This window comes from Paraburkholderia sp. DHOC27, assembly GCF_003429005.1.
Lineage (GTDB): Bacteria > Pseudomonadota > Gammaproteobacteria > Burkholderiales > Burkholderiaceae > Paraburkholderia.
In genome coordinates this window covers 1,873,593-1,893,041 of the sequence record NZ_QVQV01000001.1, presented here as the reverse complement: position 1 = coordinate 1,893,041, position 19,449 = coordinate 1,873,593, and the positions used below count along the sequence as shown (strand labels likewise).

19 protein-coding genes and 1 pseudogene are annotated in these 19,449 nt (G+C 61.4%); 13 read left to right on the top strand and 7 right to left on the bottom strand.

The genetic code is table 11. The features are described from left to right. Position 1 precedes the first annotated feature (1 nt). From D0B32_RS08295 to D0B32_RS08245, 12 genes are all read left to right on the top strand, one after another. Positions 2-997, top strand: coding sequence for an ABC transporter permease (locus D0B32_RS08295; RefSeq protein WP_117333364.1), 996 nt, complete (start codon positions 2-4; stop codon positions 995-997). 78 nt (positions 998-1,075) lie between these two features. Beyond that, entirely contained in the window at positions 1,076-2,767 is a 1,692-nt protein-coding gene (locus D0B32_RS08290) for a GMC family oxidoreductase (protein WP_117333363.1), read from the top strand. Positions 2,768-2,879: 112 nt separating this feature from the next. Then, the gene (locus D0B32_RS08285; protein ID WP_117333362.1) at positions 2,880-3,641 is read left to right on the top strand and encodes an SDR family NAD(P)-dependent oxidoreductase; all 762 of its coding nucleotides are present in this window, start codon (positions 2,880-2,882) and stop codon (positions 3,639-3,641) included. 93 nt (positions 3,642-3,734) lie between these two features. Beyond that, positions 3,735-4,715: a C-terminal binding protein gene (locus tag D0B32_RS08280; RefSeq protein WP_181969745.1), complete on the top strand. Its 981-nt coding sequence runs from the start codon at positions 3,735-3,737 to the stop codon at positions 4,713-4,715. A 22-nt stretch (positions 4,716-4,737) separates the two neighbouring features. After that, positions 4,738-5,415 (top strand): RraA family protein, encoded by a 678-nt coding sequence (locus tag D0B32_RS08275; protein ID WP_117333360.1) that lies wholly within the window; start codon positions 4,738-4,740, stop codon positions 5,413-5,415. A gap of 35 nt (positions 5,416-5,450) precedes the next feature. After that, a complete protein-coding gene (locus D0B32_RS08270) occupies positions 5,451-6,605 on the top strand; it encodes a mandelate racemase/muconate lactonizing enzyme family protein (RefSeq protein WP_117333359.1) in 1,155 nt (384 codons plus the stop codon). 70 nt (positions 6,606-6,675) lie between these two features. Further along, complete coding sequence (locus D0B32_RS08265; protein ID WP_117333358.1) at positions 6,676-7,656, top strand: hypothetical protein; 981 nt, start codon at positions 6,676-6,678, stop codon at positions 7,654-7,656. Positions 7,657-7,748: 92 nt separating this feature from the next. Next, the gene (locus D0B32_RS08260; RefSeq protein ID WP_117333357.1) at positions 7,749-9,179 is read left to right on the top strand and encodes an FAD-binding oxidoreductase; all 1,431 of its coding nucleotides are present in this window, start codon (positions 7,749-7,751) and stop codon (positions 9,177-9,179) included. 196 nt (positions 9,180-9,375) lie between these two features. Then, the gene (locus tag D0B32_RS32485) at positions 9,376-9,534 is read left to right on the top strand and encodes a hypothetical protein (protein ID WP_181969744.1); all 159 of its coding nucleotides are present in this window, start codon (positions 9,376-9,378) and stop codon (positions 9,532-9,534) included. A gap of 82 nt (positions 9,535-9,616) precedes the next feature. Beyond that, complete coding sequence (locus tag D0B32_RS08255) at positions 9,617-10,573, top strand: substrate-binding domain-containing protein (RefSeq protein ID WP_117333356.1); 957 nt, start codon at positions 9,617-9,619, stop codon at positions 10,571-10,573. Then, positions 10,563-12,125, top strand: a complete 1,563-nt coding sequence (locus tag D0B32_RS08250) for a sugar ABC transporter ATP-binding protein (RefSeq protein ID WP_117333355.1) — start codon at positions 10,563-10,565, stop codon at positions 12,123-12,125. Before D0B32_RS08255 ends, D0B32_RS08250 begins: the two co-directional genes overlap by 11 nt. Continuing rightward, on the top strand, positions 12,122-13,129 hold the full coding sequence (locus tag D0B32_RS08245; protein ID WP_117333354.1) for an ABC transporter permease: 1,008 nt from the start codon (positions 12,122-12,124) through the stop codon (positions 13,127-13,129). The genes D0B32_RS08250 and D0B32_RS08245 overlap by 4 nt, the downstream gene beginning before the upstream one ends. Before the next feature lie 65 nt (positions 13,130-13,194). Here the strand turns inward: D0B32_RS08245 and D0B32_RS08240 are convergent, their stop codons facing one another. The 3 genes and pseudogenes from D0B32_RS08240 to D0B32_RS08230 all read right to left on the bottom strand — a co-directional run. After that, the gene (locus D0B32_RS08240; protein WP_117333353.1) at positions 13,195-13,449 is read right to left on the bottom strand and encodes a hypothetical protein; all 255 of its coding nucleotides are present in this window, start codon (positions 13,447-13,449) and stop codon (positions 13,195-13,197) included. Between the two features lie 358 nt (positions 13,450-13,807). After that, positions 13,808-14,566 (bottom strand): SDR family NAD(P)-dependent oxidoreductase, encoded by a 759-nt coding sequence (locus D0B32_RS08235; protein WP_117333352.1) that lies wholly within the window; start codon positions 14,564-14,566, stop codon positions 13,808-13,810. A gap of 175 nt (positions 14,567-14,741) precedes the next feature. Beyond that, a pseudogene (locus D0B32_RS08230) lies at positions 14,742-15,011 on the bottom strand (protein kinase domain-containing protein); the annotation flags it as partial. Positions 15,012-15,279: 268 nt separating this feature from the next. Between D0B32_RS08230 and D0B32_RS08225 the strand changes: the two are divergent. Beyond that, positions 15,280-16,086 carry an alpha/beta fold hydrolase gene (locus D0B32_RS08225; RefSeq protein ID WP_259294915.1) on the top strand — a complete coding sequence of 269 codons (807 nt, stop codon included), beginning with the start codon at positions 15,280-15,282 and terminating at the stop codon, positions 16,084-16,086. Between the two features lie 128 nt (positions 16,087-16,214). Here D0B32_RS08225 and D0B32_RS08220 read toward each other — a convergent pair whose 3' ends face one another. From D0B32_RS08220 to D0B32_RS08205, 4 genes are all read right to left on the bottom strand, one after another. Further along, complete coding sequence (locus D0B32_RS08220; RefSeq protein WP_117333349.1) at positions 16,215-16,583, bottom strand: DUF1330 domain-containing protein; 369 nt, start codon at positions 16,581-16,583, stop codon at positions 16,215-16,217. Between the two features lie 48 nt (positions 16,584-16,631). Continuing rightward, on the bottom strand, positions 16,632-17,351 hold the full coding sequence (locus D0B32_RS08215) for a YafY family protein (RefSeq protein WP_117333348.1): 720 nt from the start codon (positions 17,349-17,351) through the stop codon (positions 16,632-16,634). A 346-nt stretch (positions 17,352-17,697) separates the two neighbouring features. Beyond that, positions 17,698-18,648: an N-acetylglucosamine kinase gene (locus D0B32_RS08210; RefSeq protein ID WP_117333347.1), complete on the bottom strand. Its 951-nt coding sequence runs from the start codon at positions 18,646-18,648 to the stop codon at positions 17,698-17,700. Beyond that, on the bottom strand, positions 18,645-19,448 hold the full coding sequence (locus D0B32_RS08205) for a DeoR/GlpR family DNA-binding transcription regulator (protein WP_117333346.1): 804 nt from the start codon (positions 19,446-19,448) through the stop codon (positions 18,645-18,647). Before D0B32_RS08205 ends, D0B32_RS08210 begins: the two co-directional genes overlap by 4 nt. Position 19,449 lies beyond the last annotated feature (1 nt).

Genomic DNA, 19,449 nt, shown 5'->3' with positions numbered 1-19,449 from the left:
CATGCCAGTTCAACCCCTCTCCGAAGCCGGAAAGTTGACGCTGCGCGCAGCGCCTCGCTTCAACGTCCGCCAGATCATCAACGCGGTGCCCCCGTCGATCTTCGTGCTGGCCGCGCTGTTGCTGTTCTGTCTGTTCTTCCGTCCGGTGCTGTTGCAGTTGCCGTTCCAGATGGTGATTGCGCGTCAGGCCGCACCGCTCGGTCTGGCCGTCGCCGCACAGATGATCGTGATGCGCTGCCGCTCGATCGACCTGTCCATTGGCGGCATCTTCGTGCTGACCAACTATCTGATCACCACTGCGCCGCTCAACGACATGTCCGCGCCGGTGCTGATTCTCGGCGCGCTGGCGATGGGTGCCGTAATCGGACTCGTGAACGGCATCCTCGTTACGCAGTTCCGCGCTTCGGCGGTGATCGCCACCCTCGCGATGGCCTCGATCCTGACCGGCACGGTGCTGTTTCTCAGCTCGGGCAGCAGTCCCGGCTCCGTACCCGACGCGGTGCAGACGCTCGGCGCCGCGAAGATCGGCATCGTGCCGATCGCCACGGTCATCTGGCTGGCCGTGCTGTTGCTGCTGGCCATCCCGCTGCGTCTGATGGTGTTCGGACGCCTGCTGAAAGCGGTTGGCAGCAATCCAGTGGCGGCCTCCCTGTCCGGCCTGCCCGTGGAAGGCGTGTTCATCGCCGCACACGTCGCGGCCGGTCTGCTGGCTGCGGGCGGTGGCCTGCTGCTGTCGGGCTATGTGGGCGTCAGCACCACGAGCGTCGGCACCGACGTCGTGATGAATTCGATTGCCGGCGTGATCCTCGGCGGCATCACGTTCGGCGGCGGACGCGGCGGACTGATCGGCCCGTGCGCCGCGGCCTTCACGCTGACGCTGCTGTTCAACGTGCTCAATGCGTATGGCGCGGGTGAGTCGGGCAAGCTGATCGTGCAGGGTCTCGCCATTGCGGGCGCCGCCATTCTTGCTGGCATGGCACGGCAGGCGCGTCGCTGAAACTGTCCGCGCTACAGCGAGATTGCGATGTAACGGGTCCGGCCGCGCCGGATCATCCAGGATGCAAAGGTTTCACTCATGGCTAACGCAACAAAACATTTCGATTTCATCGTGGTTGGCGCTGGAGCAGCGGGCTGTCTGACGGCCGGCCGGCTGGTGCGCGATCACGGCGCGCGAGTGCTGCTCGTCGAGGCCGGTGAGCGCGACCGCAACCCGCTCATCCATATGCCGGCGGGCTTCGTCAAACTGCTGACGAACCGCGATTACATGACGTTCCATCGCAGCGCCGAACACGCGCATCTGAACGGACGTCAGCCGTCCATTCCGCAAGGCAAAGTGCTCGGCGGCGGCAGTTCGGTCAACGCCATGGTCTACATTCGCGGTCAGGCGCGTGACTACGACGACTGGGTCTCGATGACGGGCGACGAATCGTGGCGTTATCAACGGTTGCTGCCGCACTTCAAACGGCTCGAAGGCAACTCGACCTTCAACAACGCCGCGCACGGTGTTCACGGCCCGCTGAAAGTCTCGGACGGCGCGAATCTGAGCGACGTATCACGCGCTTTCGTCCTCGCCGCACAGGGCACCGGCCTGCCCTACAACCCCGACTTCAACAGCGGTACGCAGATGGGCACCGGTTTCTACCAGACCACGACCTGGCAGGGACGCCGTTGCAGCGGCGTGGACGCGTTTCTCGCTCCGCTGATGGACAACCCGCTTCTGACGATTCGCACCGGCGCGCAGGTGTCGCGCATCCTGATTGAAAACAATGTTGCCAAGGGCATCGAGATCCAGAACGGGTCGCTGCGCGAGCAGGTATTCGGCGATCAGATCATCCTCACCGCGGGCGCACTCGTCACGCCCAAACTGTTGATGCTCTCGGGGATCGGTAACGCGAGCGCGCTGTCCGCCCTGAATATTCCGGTCACGCTGGATTTGCCGGGCGTCGGCGAGAATCTGCAGGACCATCACGAAGTACCGGTGGTGGCGTTTTGTACGGGACGTCAAGGTTATTTCGGCCAGGATCGCGGCTGGAACCAGATTCGCAACGGGCTGCAGTATCTGGCGTTTCACAACGGGCCGGTTGCATCGAACGCCGTCGAAGCGGGTGCGTTCTTCAATCCCGACGACGCGTCGGGCGCACCGTCCATCCAGATGTTCTGCCTGCCGACGGTCTACCTCGACCCCGATGTGACGTCGACCAAGGCGACCTACGGCTTTACGCTGAACAGCTGCGTGATGCGCCCGAAAAGCCGTGGCCGCGTCACGCTGCAGACGGCCGATCCAAACGCGACGCCCATCGTGTTTCCCAACTACCTCGATCATCCGGACGACATGCGGCTCTCCATCGCGGGGCTGCGCCGTGCCGCGCAGATCATGCGCGCGGATCCGATCGCGGCGATGGTCGAGCGAATCGTCTTGCCGGACGAAGCGGCCGTGACGAGCCACTCGTCCGCCTCCGATGCGGCGCTGGCCGAACATTGCCGACGCACCGTGAAGACCGTCTATCATCCGGCCGGCACCGCGCGCATGGGTGCCGACAACGATCCGATGGCCGTGTTGCGCACGGATATGACCGTCCGCGGCATTTCTGGTTTGCGGGTGTTCGACACGTCCGCGTGGCCGACCATCATCAGCGGCAATACGGTGGCCACGACCTATGCGGTCGCGGATCGCGGCGTGGCGCTGATGATGGGCGAGAAGCTGCCCGGCGATTTCGCCGACCAGCGGGATACGACAGCCGGAGCGACGCTCACGCCCGCACTGTAATCACTGTGAGGCTGGATGCGTCCTGACGGACGCATCCCCTGCTTCAACGAAACGATGTATTGCGGGATGTCGTCTCGTCCCACTAATTAAGAGTACTAATCATGGATATCGTATGAATGACATCCTTTCGTGCTTCGCACCGGACATCCTTACCGGCAAGACCGCGCTGGTCTCCGGCGGCAGCAGCGGTATTGGACTGGAAATCGCGAAGGGTCTGGCGGGGCTCGGCGCGACGGTGCTGGCAACTGGCAGTTCGAGCGCGAAGATCGATCAGCTCACACGTGAAGCCAGCACGGACCAGCTCACGTTCGAGTGCCTCGACGTGACCTCGCCTGAGGCAATTGCATCGTTTGCCGTGCGGTTCGACGAGCCCAACCGCCTCGACATCCTCGTCAATTCGCAAGGCATCTCGCGGCCTGGTCAGGAATACGACGACGCGACATTCCTGAACGTGATGGACATCAACCTGACCAGCGCGATGCGCCTTTCGACCGCGATGATGCCGCACCTGAAGCGCTCGCAAGGCACGGTCATCAATATCGCCTCGATGCTCAGCTATCTCGCGGACGAGGAAGTGCCTGCCTATTGCGCGAGCAAGAGCGGCATTCTCGGTTTGACGCGGGCGTTGGCCCATCGTCATGGCCGGGATGGCGTGCGCGTCAATGCCATTGCACCCGGCTATCACCGCACGGCCATGACGCACGGCTTGTGGAGCGAGGCACAGGCCGCGGCGAAGATTGCCAGTCGCACGGCGCTCAAGCGTTGGGGCGAAGCGGATGACCTCGTCGGCGCCGCGATCTTTCTGTCGACACCGGCTGCGCGCTATGTCACGGGCGCCACGCTGGCGGTGGATGGCGGCTATGCAGTTGGCTGACCTGCACGCGGCACAACAACGCGCGCGGCGTGCAGATGAAAACTCGCATGAGACGCAGTGCAATCAATGAACCATTCAGAAAGAGGACTGGCCGTGTTTAAAGTGTATGTCACCGATTACGACTACCCCGATCTCGCCATCGAGCGCGAGATTCTCGAACCTATCGGCGCCGAGGTCATTGGCTTGCAGTCGCGCACCGGCGAAGGGCTGGCCGAACTCGCGCGCGACGCTGACGCGCTCATGCAGCAATACGCAAAGATTCCCGCCACGACGATTGAAGCGCTCAAGCAGTGCAAGGTGATTGCCCGTTACGGGATCGGCGTCGACATTCTCGATGTCGATGCCGCGCGCAAAGCGGGCATCGTGGTAACGAACGTTCCCGACTACTGCATCGAAGAGGTGGCCGATCACTCCATCAGCATGGCCTTGACCATTTTTCGTTCCATTCCCACTTACGCAGCGTCAACACGGCGCGGCGAATGGCACTGGAACAAGTGGAACCGTCCTATCCCGCGCATGCGCGGCAGCGTGTTCGGCATGATCGGCTTTGGCCGCATTGCGCAGAACATGGCGCGCAAGCTGCAGGTCTTCGGCTTCGACGTGATTGCCTACGATCCGTTTGTCTCCGCGAGTCTGATGGCCTCGCACGGCGTGAAAAAAGTAACGCTCGACGAGATGTTCCCGCAAGCCGATCTGATCGACGTGATGTGCCCGTACACGCCCGAAACGCATCATCTGATCGACGCGAAAGCACTCGCCGCCATGAAGCCCGGCGCGTTGCTGGTCAACTGCGCGCGCGGCAAGGTGGTGGACAACCAGGCGCTGTACGAAGCGCTCACCAGCGGTCATATCGCTGCCGCCGCACTCGACGACACCGAGGAAGAGCCCGCCAAGCATCTCACCTGGTCACCGGATGACAACCTGTTGTTCGGCCTCGAGAACTGCATCATCACGCCGCACGTCGCCTACATCTCGCAGGACGCACTGGACGAAGCGCGCCGCGTTGCCGCCCAGAACGTGCGCGCCGTGCTGCTCGGCGAAAAGCCGTTGAACCCTGTCGCCGGCAGTTACTGAAATTTTGCAAGGAGCCTGATTCATGAGCACGACAATCAATAAAAGCCCGGAAGTCGACCGCGAACTGGTCGCCCGATTCGTTGCGATGGCCGACGTCATGTCGATTTCCTGCGTGGTGTCCGACGCCCTGCAACGCAACGGCACGATGCGCCACGACATCAAGCCGAAGGGCGCGGATCGCAAGATCATCGGCCCGGCACTGACCGTGCAACTGACCGCTGGCGATATCGTCGACTGCCTCGACGTGTTCACCGTGGCCAAACCCGGCGACGTGATCGTCATCGACGCCTTCGGCGAAACCGAGACCTCCATCTGGGGCGGCCTGATGACGGGTCTGGCGCGCAATGCAGGCGTGGTCGGTGCGGTGATCGACGGCAGTTGCCGCGACACGGACGAAGCACGTTTCCTCGATTTCCCCGTGTCCGCCAAGGTAGCCGGTCCGCGTCAGGCGCATACCGCGCTGAGCGGACGCCGTGAGCCGATTGCGATCAACGTGCCCATTTCCTGCGGCGGTGTGATCGTGAATCCGGGTGACCTCGTGGTGGCCGACGAAATCGGCGTCGCCGTCGTGCCGCGCGCCGACATGGCAGCCATCTACGAACGCGCCCGCACCATCGCCGATAACGAAAAGCGCATGCGCGAGATGATCCTCGAAGGCAAGACCTTCCAGGATCTGCTCGACAAATTCGGCCGCATCTGAGACGCGAACGCCGCACCTTGCCAGGAGAAACACCGTTGAAAATCGAAAGCGTAGAGACATTCGTGCTCAAGACCTCGCTGGATAAGCCATTCGCTTATTCGCAAGGCTGGGTGACGGGCCGTTCCACCACGGTGGTGAGAATCCGCACCACCGACGGCGTCGAAGGATGGGGCGAAACATTCAGCGTCGGTCTGCAGCCGCCCGAGATCGCCGCGACGGTGATCGACAGCGCGCTCAAGCCGCTGTTACTCGGACAGAATCCGCTCGACACCGAAGTGCTCTGGAACACCATGTATCTGCGCACCCGCGATTACGGTCGCAAGGGCGTGGTGCTCGGTGCGATCAGCGCCGTGGACATCGCGCTGTGGGACATCTGCGGCAAGGTGGCGAACCAGCCTGTGTGGCAATTGCTGGGCGGCGCGTTCCGTCAGCGTGTGCAGTGTTACGCGACCGGCTTTTTCCGCCCCGAGGGACAAGGCCAGGCCGTGGACATGGCCGCCGAAGCGAAGCGCCATGAGGCCGCGGGCTTTTCGATCATGAAGGTCAAGCTCGGCTTTGGCATCGACGACGATATCGCCGTGATGCACGCCATCCGCGAGGCACTCGATCCGGCCACGCAGTTGATGGTGGACGTCAATCATGCGTATGGCGCGAACGAAGCGATCCGTCTGGGCCGCGCGCTCGACAGTTTCCGCCTGCGCTGGCTCGAAGAGCCGGTGGTGCCGGAAGACCTCGCAGGCTACCGGCGCGTGCGCGACGCGATCGACACACCGATCGCAGGCGGTGAAGCCGAATTCTCGATGTACGGCTTCCATGATCTGTTCGCGGCGGGCGCGGTGGATATCGCCCAGCCGGATATCTGCCTGGCCGGCGGCTTTACGGCGCTTCGGCACATCAACACGCTCGCGCAGGTGAACGGTGTGAAGGTCAATCCGCACGTGTGGGGAACGGCAATCGGCCAGTACGCGTCCATGCATATGATCGGGGCCACGCCCACCACGCACTTCGCGCTCTACGCTGACCAACCGCTTTTCGAATACGATACCTCATCGCATCCGTTCAGAACGGCGCTCGTCGCACAACCGCTCGAACACCAGGGTGGCTGGCTCGACGTGCCGGGTGCGCCGGGCCTGGGCTTCGAAATCGATCATTCGTTCTTCGACAAGACAGCGATTCCAGTTGGGCGGTAAGTCAGGTGGACAGCGGCGGTCATCTGTCCTGCCGCTGTTATCCAGACGCAGAATCAAGGAAGGTGCAACGATGCAAACCAACGAACGGTGGACACTGAAGTGGGCGCACGGCGAGGCGACCGTCCAGGCAATCGGTGCGATGCTCGCGCCGGTGCGTTTCGAACTGGGCGCGGGCCGCAGCGTGTCGCCGCTTCACGTAGCGCCTTGGGGCGACGATCCACGCTATCCGGGACTCATGCGCGCGCTGCGTGGCGAGTGGCCCTGTCTGCCGTTCGGCACGATCGACGCACCGCCGGGTTTGCCGGAAGGCTTCACCACCAAAACGGCCGGCGACGAGTGGCGTCACGGTTTCAGTTCGAACCACATGTGGCAACTCGTCGAGCAAACGGCGCACACGCTCAGGCTGCGGATTGACTACCCGGCGGAGAGCGAAGTGGAAAGTCTCGAACGTCTGATTGAAGCCGATCCACATGGGCCATCGCTCAGTGTCTCGCTGATGGTGCGAGTGCGACGCGATGTGACGCTGCCGTTCGCGCTGCATCCCACCTTCGCGATGCCACAGGAAGGGCTGGAAGTGGTGGCGTGTCCGTATCGCGCGGTGCATACCTATCCTGTCGCCATCGAGCCGGATTACTCGCAGATTCTCACCAATCGCGCGTGTGCCTCGCTCGCGGAATTGCCCACGCGGGATGGCTCGTTCGACGTGACGCATCTGCCGCTGCCGCAGCGCACCGAAGAACTGGTGCAACTCGAAGCATGCCGGCCGCCCTTCGTGCTGCGCTATCCCGCGGATCGCGCGGAAGTCAGCCTCGACTGGAATACGGACGATTTTCCGGACGCCGTCATGTGGATCAGCAACGGTGGCCGGGACTACGAACCGTGGTCGCAACGGAATTTCGCGCTGGGTGTCGAGCCGGTTCGGGGTTTCTTCGATCTCGGCCGCGTCGTGACGCCGCCGCCGGATCATCCACTCGCAGACCGCGTGGGACAAAGCTTCGAAGCGGGCAAGCCACACACCATCCGTTACCGGTTGTCGGCAACGGCGCTCTGAAGCAGATAGACAGAACGACGAAAAGCGAAGCGTCGTCGCATAGGCCCACGGTCCGACTTCGGTCCTCAGCCTGCTTGCAGGAGACATGAATCATGAATCAACCGCACGAAGCCGTATTGTCATCCGCGCAGCCAGCCACCGCGCCGTTGCCCGTCGCGCTCGTTGACGCCCTGCGCGCGCTGCTGGGTGAGCGCTTCTCCACCGCGGCATCCACGCGCGATCATCACGGGCACGGCGAGTCCTATCATGCGTCGCGGCCACCCGCCGCCGTGTGCTTCGCGCAATCCACGGACGAAGTTTCCGCCATCGTGAAGCTGTGTGCGCAACAACGCACCCCGATCATTCCATTCGGTGCGGGCACCTCACTAGAGGGCCATGTCACCGCGCCGCATGGCGGCGTGTGCATCGATCTCGGCCAGATGAACGCCATTCTGAACGTACGTCCCGCCGATCTCGACGTCACCGTGCAGGCCGGCGTCACGCGTCAGCAGTTGAACACGTATCTGCGTGACACCGGCCTCTTCTTCCCGGTCGACCCCGGCGCCGAGTGCACGCTGGGCGGCATGGCCGCGACCCGCGCTTCCGGCACCAATGCCGTGCGCTACGGCACGATGCGCGAAAACGTCGTGTCGCTGACGGTGGTGGTAGCGAGCGGCGAGATCATCCGCACCAGCGGACGCGCGCGCAAATCGGCGGCCGGTTACGACCTGACCCGGCTTTTCGTCGGCTCGGAGGGCACGCTCGGCATCATCACGGAAGTGACGCTGCGCCTGTATGGCGTACCCGAAGCGACCTCGGTGGCGATCTGCCCGTTCGACGATCTGAAAAGCGCCGCGTCAGCCGTGGCGACCATCATCCAGATGGGCATTCCCGTGGCGCGCGTAGAGTTTCTCGACAAGTACACGATCCGCGCCACCAATCAGTATTCGGGCACGACGTATCGCGAAGTGCCCACCCTCTTCTTCGAATTTCATGGCTCGGAACGCGAAGTCCACGATCAGGCTGCGCTCGCGCAACAGATCGCGGAAGACCACGGTGCATCAGGCTTCGAATGGACAGCCGATCCGCAGGACCGCGCACGCATCTGGAAAGCGCGCCACACCGTTCACTACGCGTTGCAATCCATGCGCCCAAACGGGCGGATCTGGAGCACCGACGTGTGCGTGCCGATCTCGGCGCTGGCCGGCTGCATCGAGGAAACGCATCGGGATATCGAGGCCGCCTCGTTCTATGTCGGGATCGTCGGACACGTGGGCGACGGCAATTTTCACCTCGGCATGGTGCTCGACCCTGATAACCCCGCTGAAATGGCCGAGGCGGAGCGTATCAACGAACGTCTGGTTCACCGCGCCATTGCTGCGGAAGGCACCAGCACGGGCGAACACGGCGTGGGCACCGGCAAGATCAAGTACATGGAACTCGAACACGGCGGCGGCGTAAAGCTGATGCATGCCATCAAGCGCGCGCTCGATCCGGACAATCTGTTTAACCCTGGGAAGATTTTGCCGTCGCTTGACCTGTGAGCCGTGCCTGTGATGGCTGCGGGAAGTTTTACGATGCTTTAAACGCCTGTTAGGAATACTGATATTTTGTCTGTTGATGCACGATTTACGGTCGGTACAAGTACTGATGCTCGCACCCCATGCCGCCCCTAGAATGGCTTTACACCCGATTCCATACACCGAGACTTCGCTAACGTGAGCGAAACAGGAGACAACCATGAAAGATTTTCATCGGGAACGGCACACGACGCTTGCCGCCCTTTTTGATTGGCTCGATCAGGCCATTACCGCCGCTTTTCTGCTGGATGGCGCCCGCGCCGCGCCCTATCTGATGACGCGGCGCGAAGTCGTCCATGCGTTCGATGAACTTTCATAACCTGGCATAGACCGGCGTCACTTTCCTTGCCGTATTCCTGTTCTCAAACACGAGATTCGTTTATCTGTCACTAAGGATTCCTATGAAAACCTCATTCTCTGCACTGTTGGCGGCCATGCTCGTGGTCATCGGCACCGCCCCCGCCCACGCGGACGACACCACCATCGCCGGCATCGTCTTTCAGCAGGACATGTTCATGCGCAGCGTCGCGCGCGGCATGGATGAAGAAGCCAAAGCCGAGAACGTGACCCTGCTCGACGGCAACTCGGACAACAAGGCGGAAAAGGAAGCGAGTCTCATCGACACCTATATTGCCCGTGGCGTCAAAGCCATCGTAATCGCGCCGCTGAGCGATCAGGCGTCCATTCCGGCGCTCAAACGGGCGCACGACAAGGGCATCCAGATCGTGACGTGGACCACGGATATCAAGGCTGATTTCCCGGCGTCGCGAGTCGGGTCGTCGGGTGCTGCGATGGGCGGTGGAACCGGCAAAGCCGCGGCCCGCTTTATCAAGGAGAAGCTGGGCGGCACGGCCACGGTCGGACTGATCGGTTTCAAGGCGCAACTGGCCGAACTGAGCAACGCCCGCACGCAAGGCTTCCTCACCGAAGCTCGCAAGGGCGGCACGGTCAACGTGGTCGCGGAACAGGATGCCTGGCTCGCCGAGAAGGCTGTCACCGTGGTGAGCGACATGCTGACCGCGCATCCCAACATCAATGTCATCTACGCCGCCAACGAAGGCGGCACGGTGGGAGCGGTGCAGGCGGTCCGCCGCATGAACAAACAGGGCAAGGTATTCGTGTTCGGCACGGACGGCTCCGAGCAACTCACAGCGTTCCTGCAGGACAACGACGATGTGCTGGTCGCAACCACGGCTGCGCAGCCGAAGCTCATTGGGCGTGAAGCTGTGAAGGCAGCGCTCAAGGCGTCGAAAGGACAGCCGGTCGACAAGGTCATCGAAGTACCTGTCGTGCCGCTCAGCCGCGACGACCCCAAGACCCTCGCCAGCTACGCATCGAGCCTGAAGAATGTCAACTGAACTGTCTTCGCTAAACGGCCGGGATCGCGCGCAGTCGCCGTCATTGCCGACGAGTGCGCGCATCGAAGCACGTGGACTGTCGCGCAGTTTCGGCGCCAGTGTCGCGCTCCGGCCTTTCACGCATACGTTCGAGCCTGGCCAGATTCATGCGCTGATGGGCAAGAACGGCTCCGGCAAATCGACACTGCTGAAGATTCTCGCGGGCTCGATCCGCGCCGATGGCGGCGAGCTTCTGGTGAACGGCAAGGCATGCGACTTCCACCACCCTGCGGACGCCTTCGCGGTCGGCATCCGCATGGTGCACCAGGAGTTGTCGCTGGTGCCCACGCTTTCAGTGGCGGAGAACATCTTTCTCGGGCGCTTGCCTGTGGCGCGCAAAGCTCTTGCGCGTGCGGTGGACTGGCGCCAGTTGCGTGAGGATGCCGCGCGGATTCTCGAAGCGACCGGCCTCGATATCTCGCCGGACGACCCGGTATCCAGACTGCCGGTCGGTCAGCAGCAAATGGTGGAAATCGCCAAGGCTTATGCGACCTCACCGGCTGTGCTGCTGCTCGACGAGCCGACCTCGGCGCTCAGTCACCGGGAAGTCGAACGCCTGTTCACGCTCGTGCGGCGACTGCGCTCGCATGGCGTGACGATGCTGTACATCACGCATCGCATGAATGAAATCTTTGATATCGCGGATACGTGCACGGTATTGCGTGACGGTGACCACGTGAGTTCATTGCCGATCGCGCAGACGAGTCCACGAGAGGTGGTGCGGGCGATGTTCGGCGAGCATCACGTGCCGGCCCGCGTGCAGCCGCGTGCACTCGACGCCGCGAACCCCGCGTTGTCGGTGCAGAAACTGCACCGCAGTGGCGTGTTCGAGGACGTTGATTTCGAACTGAGGCGCGGCGAAGTGCTGGGCATTGCGGGCATGTTAGGCGCCGGGCGCACCGAACTCCTGCGCTCGATCTTCGGCGCCGATCCGCTCGACGGCGGCACGATCAGGCTGAACGGCACCACCATCCACAAGCCCACTCCGGCGCGCATGAAGCGCCTCGGCCTCGGCTACACGCCGGAGAACCGCAAGGAACACGGGCTCGTGCAGGCGCAGTCGATTCACAACAATCTGTGCGTGGCGGGCCTCTCGCGCATGGCGCGCCTGAGCTTCATCAACTACCAGATGGAAACCGGCCCCGTGCGCCGGCAGATTGCCGATCTCGCCATCAAGGCGCCGGATCCCCACCTGCCCGTTTCTTCGATGTCAGGCGGCAACCAGCAAAAGGTGGTGTTGGGCAACTGGTTCAACACGGATCCGCAGGTCATGTTCTTCGACGAACCGAGCCGCGGCATCGACATTCAGGCGAAGGAACAGATTTTCCGCATCATCCGCGAAAAGGCGCTGCATGGGTTAAGCGCCATCGTGGTGTCGAGCGAGCCCGAAGAACTGCTGGAGGTCTGCGACCGCATTCTGATCATGCATCGCGGCCGGCTGGTGGCGCAGGTCGATCCCCAGACCATCGCACTCGACGAACTTTACCAAATCATGATGGAGGGCGCGCAATGACCGCCAAGGAAAGCACGCTGACGAATACGTCGTCGGCCAGCAAGAGAAAACCGTCGACCGAGTCGCTCCTGTTCCGCTACATGCTCGAGTGTGTGCTGGTCGTCGTGGCGGTCATGCTGGCATTCTATGCACCGGGTTTTTCAACCGTCTCCAACCTGCTGAACGTGATGCGGGCCATTTCCATGCTCGGCATCGTCGCGTGCGGGATGACCGCCGTGATTGTATGCGCCGAGATCGACCTCTCCGTAGGCTCCGGCATGGCACTGGCCGGCTGCATCCTCGCGTGGGTGGTGGGCGCCTGCACGCCGCTCATGGGCAGCGTCGCCGCCGTCATTCTCGGGTCGTGCGCGGCGATCGTGGTCGGCATGGCCTGCGGTGCGTTTAGTGGCGCGATGAAAGCTGCGCTCAACGTGCCGACCTTCATCACCACGCTTGGCCTCTTTACTGCCTTGCGTGGCGCCGCCAACCTGATTACGGGCGGCTATCCGCTCGCCACCTTTCCCGGCTGGTTCGATTTTGTCGGCAATGGCGCTTTGCTCGGACTGCCCTTCCCGGCCTTCGTGTTCGTCGCCGTCGTGCTGATCATGCACTTCGTGATGAGCTATACGACCTTCGGGCGCGCCGTCTATGCAGTGGGCGGCAACCCGGAAGCCGCGCGCCTTTCGGGCATCAAGGTCTCATGGATCAAGACCGCCACGCTGATGCTGACGGGCGGGCTCGCCGCGCTCAGCGGCATCCTGATCGCCTCGCAGATCGGCTCCGGGACCGGCACGACGGCGACCGGCATGGAACTGGACGTGATTGCCGCCACCATCATTGGCGGCACCAGTCTGTTTGGCGGCAAGGGGCGCATCTGGGGCACTTTCATCGGCGTGCTGTTTCTCGGCATCATTGGCAACGGGATGACGCTGCTCAACGTTTCGGAGTACTGGCAATACGTGGTGCGAGGCGCGCTGATCGTCGCGGCTGTCATGCTGAGCCAGGTGACGGAACGGCGTCGATGAAGGGGGTAGCATCCTCGAGTTGAGCGGAATTGAGAGAGCGGCCCAGGTTGCGATCAGCCGTGCGATCAGCCGTGAGCCGCCGCAGCATAACGAGGCCGTTCTGCGCGGACCTCTTCGAGCTGCTTCTCAATTCCAGCCAGCTCGGCCATCAGGTCGTGCAAGGAATAAAGCTGGAATTCCGTGAGATCGTCCGTTCCCAGCAGGGACAACAATCGTCCGCGCCAGTAATCGACGAGCATCAGTTCAGGGGCACACGACAGTGTGGACGCGCGCATCACGCGGCCGACGTGCGCGATATCGCGCTCGACTATTAAATTCATTTTTGTCCTCGGACTTTCTCTCAGGTTCCACTTGTTTCCTGGACGTCTTCAGACGCCTCTGCGCGCAAGTTAATACAGAGGCATTATCAAAGCAACGTTTAACTCCCTCGGGATTTCCCCCGACTCAAGTCTTTTTAAGCGACTCAAATGAAGTCGTAAAAATACCGTTGCAAGATTGTAAAGCTCGAATGTTGATTAAAGCGCCTAAGGCGTCTTTCAGTTAACAAGTCCTTGTGAAATTTCTCACAGGAGAGTCCGATTAATTCCAAATCGAGGCACCTGGCGTTTAAATGCGCTGCGCGCTGGCACGAGCCATTTCAGGTGGACCACAGGCGCAGCGCTTCAATACCGTGAAACGTCAATGAGCGACGAAGCCGCCATCAACCGGCAATGCGACGCCGACGATCAGGCTCGCGCCAGGACTACATAGCCACTGCACGGCCGCTGCAACCTCTTCAGGCTCGCCCATCCGGCCAATCGGTTGATCTTTGAGAAACACCTGCATGGCCTCGGGATCAATGGCATCGCCCATCGGAGTATCGATGCAGCCCGGACAGATGGCGTTCACGCGAATGCCGTGCGCCGCGACATCGAGAGCGGCGCTTTTGGTTAGCCCAATTACTCCGTGCTTACTTGCGTGATAGGCGGCGCGACCCGGCAGCCCGACGAGGCCGCCGAGCGACGAACAATTCACGATCGTGCCGCAGCCCTGTTTTTTCATCTGCAACAGTTCATGTTTCATAAAGGCCCAGATTCCGCCCAGATTGACTGCAATTACTTCTTCGTAGCCTTCAACCGTTTCGGAGGACATTTCGCACATGGGACCCAGGATACCTGCGTTGTTATAAGCCATATCCAGGCGACCGAATTGGTCAACCGTGCGTTCCACTGCTGCTTTTGCCTGCTCTTCATCGGATACGTCGCAAGCAATGGCGATGGCCCGGTGCCCCGCGGCGGTCAGGCTCTCGACGGCGGCGTTCAGTTTGTCGACATTGCGATCCACCAATGCGACCGATGCGCCACTTTCGGCGAAGGCCTTTGCTGTCGCGAAGCCCAAGCCAGAACTGGCGCCCGTGACCAATGCTGCTCGACCCTTGAAATCGTACGTGGGATTCATTGGTATGTTCCTGGTAAGCTGGATGCAACGACGGCTAGCCATTGATCCGATTGTGGATGAGTGGACTTTAACGGTCGTATCTCCACACGACTAGTCAGCACAAAGCGCAAACGCCCATGAATGGATTTCATGAATGAAACTGGCGACGAGCGTACAGCGTGACACCTAGCGTCTAGAGATCGCTGCGGGAATCGACCGAGCGGTTCATGCGCCCGGTCTGTTCGGGAGACATGTAGGCCAGCGTGCCGGCAATGATCTCGGGCGGTACGGGCGGCAGCCGCTCTCGCGGCAGCCGGGAGGCGATGCCGAAGCCGGTGAGCCACACGTGACCTGTCTCGTCGACGAGTGCGTTCGCGGGCTTGACGTCTCTATGGATCAGGCCCTGCCGGTGGGCCTGCCCGAGCGCTGCGGCCAGACCGATGGCGATGTTCAGGAAGCGCGCCACACACCGGTTCGCGGCATCGCTTAGGAAGAGCAATCAAGGATCGGCGAGGAAGGATGGGCGTTTTGTTCAATGGTGGTGTGGATTTTTTCCTGGCGGTCACAACAGACACGAGCGTCGATGCAGTGCACTGCTTGTTTGTTTGAGCGGACAGAGGAGGCGTTCCGGTGCATTCGCGACAAACCGTCATCAATGAAACGGCCACGAGGCGATCAAACGACCACGCGACTCGGGATACATTGCGGCATTCAGATGAGAAGGTGGGCGAAAGATGGGCGTCGTCCACGCGCCAAACAGGAGTTTCATGCCGTACGAGCAATTGAATCAAGACCCACACTGCAGCGCGCCCGCAACCTTCGTGCTTGTGCACGGTGCGTGGCATGGCGGCTGGTGCTATCGCGACACCGCCCGAGTGCTGCGTGAGTCGGGCCACACGGTCTTCACTCCCACCCTCACGGGCCTCGGTGAGCGGGCGCATCTGAACAGCCACGCGATTACGCTGGAAACGCACATTCGCGACGTGTGCGGTGTGCTCGAGGCCGAAGAGCTCTCCGATGTGATCCTCGTGGGCCACTCCTACGGCGGCATGGTGATCACGGGGGTCGCGGATCGCATGAGCGATCGCATCAAGTCGCTCGTGTACCTGGACGCGTTTGTACCGCAGCACGCGCAATCCATGAACGACTGTATCCGGCAGGCGCTTTCCGAAGAGAACGCCACAGCCTACCTGGCCGCCTTCCAGGCAAGCGCGATGACCGGCAATTGCGGCCTGACTTCACCGGTCCCGGCGGTGGCGTTCAACGTCAAGCCGGACAGCCGCGCATGGATAGACCGCCGGTGCTCGCCGCAGTCATTTGCTTCGTTCGCAACACCGGCGCTTCTCACGGGACGCGAATCAGCAATCAAGGACAAGCTGTTCATTCTTGCCGAAGACTGGGAACCGAGCCCCTTTCCCTACTACGCGAAGCAGGTTTCCGGAAAGGAGGGGTGGCGCATTGTGAGGCTGTCGTGCGGCCACGATGTGATGATCGATATGCCGGTGGAACTCGCTAATGTGCTGACTGGCACGAGGGGGTGAAGGAGGGGTGGGTGGTGATCGACGTTGGTTGCCCGGCGGCTCTTGTTGCGGGTGCGGGTCCGGTTGGCGGCGCAGGCGTGCTTTCGACCCGCAGCGGCCACCCCGCCCCTCACTTTCAACTCCACGCATCACACCAGACTGTCGATCGCTCTCAGAGGTTGGAGCACGATATCGGCAATGGCTGCTGCTCCAACCTTAAACGCAACCTGGTATTCGGGATCCTCGATCATGCTTTTGAATGCGGATCGGCGTGGATACTGGACCAGAACAACGGCATCCCATTCCTGGGCTCGCTCTGCGGTAAGCGCAGGCAGACCATCGCCTCCGAACAGGATTCTCGCACCGAATCGGGCCAGGATTGGCTTGGCCATTCCCAGGTAATCCAGATATTTTTCCCGGCCGCCATTGGGCTCAAACCGCAAGAGATTCAGCATTACAACCGAATCGTCGTCTTCGCTCAGAAACGCTTCGATTGCGGCAGGCGACAACGAAACCATTGACCTCTCCTTTGACTTCGCACCCGACCTGAGTGCGTTAATCAAATACTAGCGCGGTGCCGTGTCAGAAACTGTCAGCATCGAACGCCAGTCACGATCCTGACGCCGCCACTGCGTCAAGATCGCTTGACGTCGCCCGGGGTAGCGTTCCTCCAAAATCGTTACCACGTGCAAACGATCGACGCGGAAATGGCGGAACGCCACTTTCTGTTCGCACCAGGCCGCCAGTAATCGAACATCGTCGAAATAGACGATAGCAATCGGCCAGATGGTCTGGTCCGATAACGCGCCGTGAGCGTCCTCATAGCTGATCGAAACTTTGCGTTGCCGGCGAATGGCCTGTCGCAATAGCGCGACGTGCGAAGGGTCTATCCGCTCGGACGCCGAGGCGGCCGTTAAGACAGCAGTAAGTTCATCGCTTGTCGAGGAACCGCTGTCTCGTGCGGAAAGTATTTTCGCCAGAGCGCTTTCACTGCATTGTGCCAGGGCAGGATCGGCCCGTTGCCGCACCCAGTCCAGGCCAAGGATCAACGCGTCCAGTTCGTCCGATGAGAAAGCGAATTCCGGAAGAAAGAACCCCTTTCTCAAACAGAAGCCAACACCCGCTTGTCCATCGAGAGGCGCTCCGAGCGAACGCAGCGTTTCGATGTCACGGTATATGCTCCGTTGCGAGACACCCAGTTCACGCGCGAGGTAGAGGGCCGTAGCGGGGGTCTTGCGTGCGCGCAGCACGTTGATCAGTTCAAACAGGCGGTTTGTTCTCGACATGTTGCATCTCTTCCCTGGCTAACCCTGCAGGTTAATCGACTGGATACATGCGTCAATCTACAGCGATGTAGAGGGTGCAGTCGATTGGCCCTTTGTGGCCAATTGTTGCCGGACGAGATTGCGCGATGGAAAATTCCTCGCTATGTGTGAGCGCGATTTCACCTCGGTATCGCATGTTTGTAGACACGCTTGTTGGCTGGCGTTTCCCAGGCTTGCCTTGATGCGCCCATCCGAGTGATGTTCGTCCGAATTTCAGCGCGCGGGCGCTGACGGGCGCGCAAACTTAGCCTTTGCTGAAGTTACCGCCCCCGTGGACTCGACGGTTTCCTTTACGTGGCGAAGCCGCTCAGACCAATCCATCGCATGAAAGCGATCTCGCCAGATTGCCGACCCATGCATCGTCCGTGACCCACCCGGAAAGTCGCGCGGCCCTCAGCAGTGCGCCCCCAACGGGCGGCAAAACCGGTGGTGAAGGCCTGCGGCCAATTCGGAAAGTCACGCGGTCCAACACGATTTCGCTGGAGAACACGCCTCCGGCGTAACTCCATTCAGCAGATTCCGGCAGGCCGCTTCGCTCGAAGCCCATTTTTGCGTGGTCATAGAGCATGTCACCTGCCCGCTCCAGGATTGAACGTGCAGTCTCGTTGACAGTGGCAATCTCACTGACTACCTTCGCCACGCTAGCAATCCTGGATCGCCGCGTCGTCTCAGCGTGCGACCAGCCAATCAGATCCGCTTCGTCCAGACGCAGTCCATGAAGCAGCGCGCGCGCAAAGTCGATGTCAGGGCCGCGCCCGTCCAATGCGCGCGATCCTGCTGACAGTGCTTCGCGACCGATCCAATATGCGCTGCCCTCGTCGCCAAATGCGTCACCCCAACCGCCAACGCGGATGTTTGCGCCGCTGCTGTCGCCTGCCCACGCCATCGATCCAGTGCCAGCCAGCAGCAAGACCCCGCGCCGACCCGCGAAGGCCCCGTCAAAGGCTACCTGAACGTCGTTCACGACCTCATGGCGCATCGGAAATCGCGCGGCACAGACGTCGCGTTGCACTTGCGAGATTGCCTCAATCTCGCCAAAGAACGGCAGCCCTAGCGCCGCACCGCTTACGTTGGGCATATATTCGGCGGCGAACCCGGCAAGATGCTCGATCTCCTTTGCCCAATCCGGGCTGCCGGTCGGATCAAGTGTGGGTGCCCGCGTGGAGAATTGAACAGCGCCAGAGCGGTCGGCAATGGCCAGTAAAGTCTTCGTGCCGCCAGCATCGACCCCTAACACGAACTCCGTACCCTGCGTCATGAGGCGCTTGCCTTTACATTGACCTCTGTTCCCTTGCTCTCGACGGTCGTCAGATTGATGCCCGCCTTCCGCAGCCCTGATTGCTCTTTGTCAGCCAAAGACGAATCGGAGATCACGTGCATTCGGCTGGTTAGTTCTGCAACCAGAAAAGTCGAGCGTCGACCAAATTTGCTGGCATCAGCGAGGACAATGGTACTTGCCGCTCTTCCGATCATGTGCTCGTTGATGCTGGCTTCGGCCGAGTCAAGGCTGTAGATCTTGTGGTCGTCACCTATCGCGCCCGCTCCCAGGAACAACTGGTCCAGCCACAGTCGATCAAGCGCCAGCTCGGCGGCTGGGCCCACGAGAGAGGCATTCTCGTTACGCAGTTGTCCGCCTATGAGCGAGACGCGGAGCTTCGGCACGTTCATCAATCGTTGTGCCACGACCAGACCGTTTGTCACAACCGTGAGCGGGATTGGATTGACCCGCAACAGATGAGCCAGTTGCAGCACAGTCGTTCCAGCATCCAGAAAAACCGCACTGTTCGGTGTCAGAAGGTCGTAGGCCGCCGCTGCGATGGCTCTCTTCTCGCGCAGGTGTTGATTTTCCCGGACTTCGAATGCGACCTCGGTATCGACCCCGCTAGAGATACGGGCGCCTCCATGGCTACGTTCGACAACGCCCTGTTGCTCGAGGATCTGGAGATCCCGGCGAACGGTCGCGAGAGATGCGCCGATTCCGTCCGCGAGCGCCTGGATGGAGGTCTCGCCATTCGAATACAAATGGTGCCTAATGGCTTCTAGTCGGTTAGTTTTCATA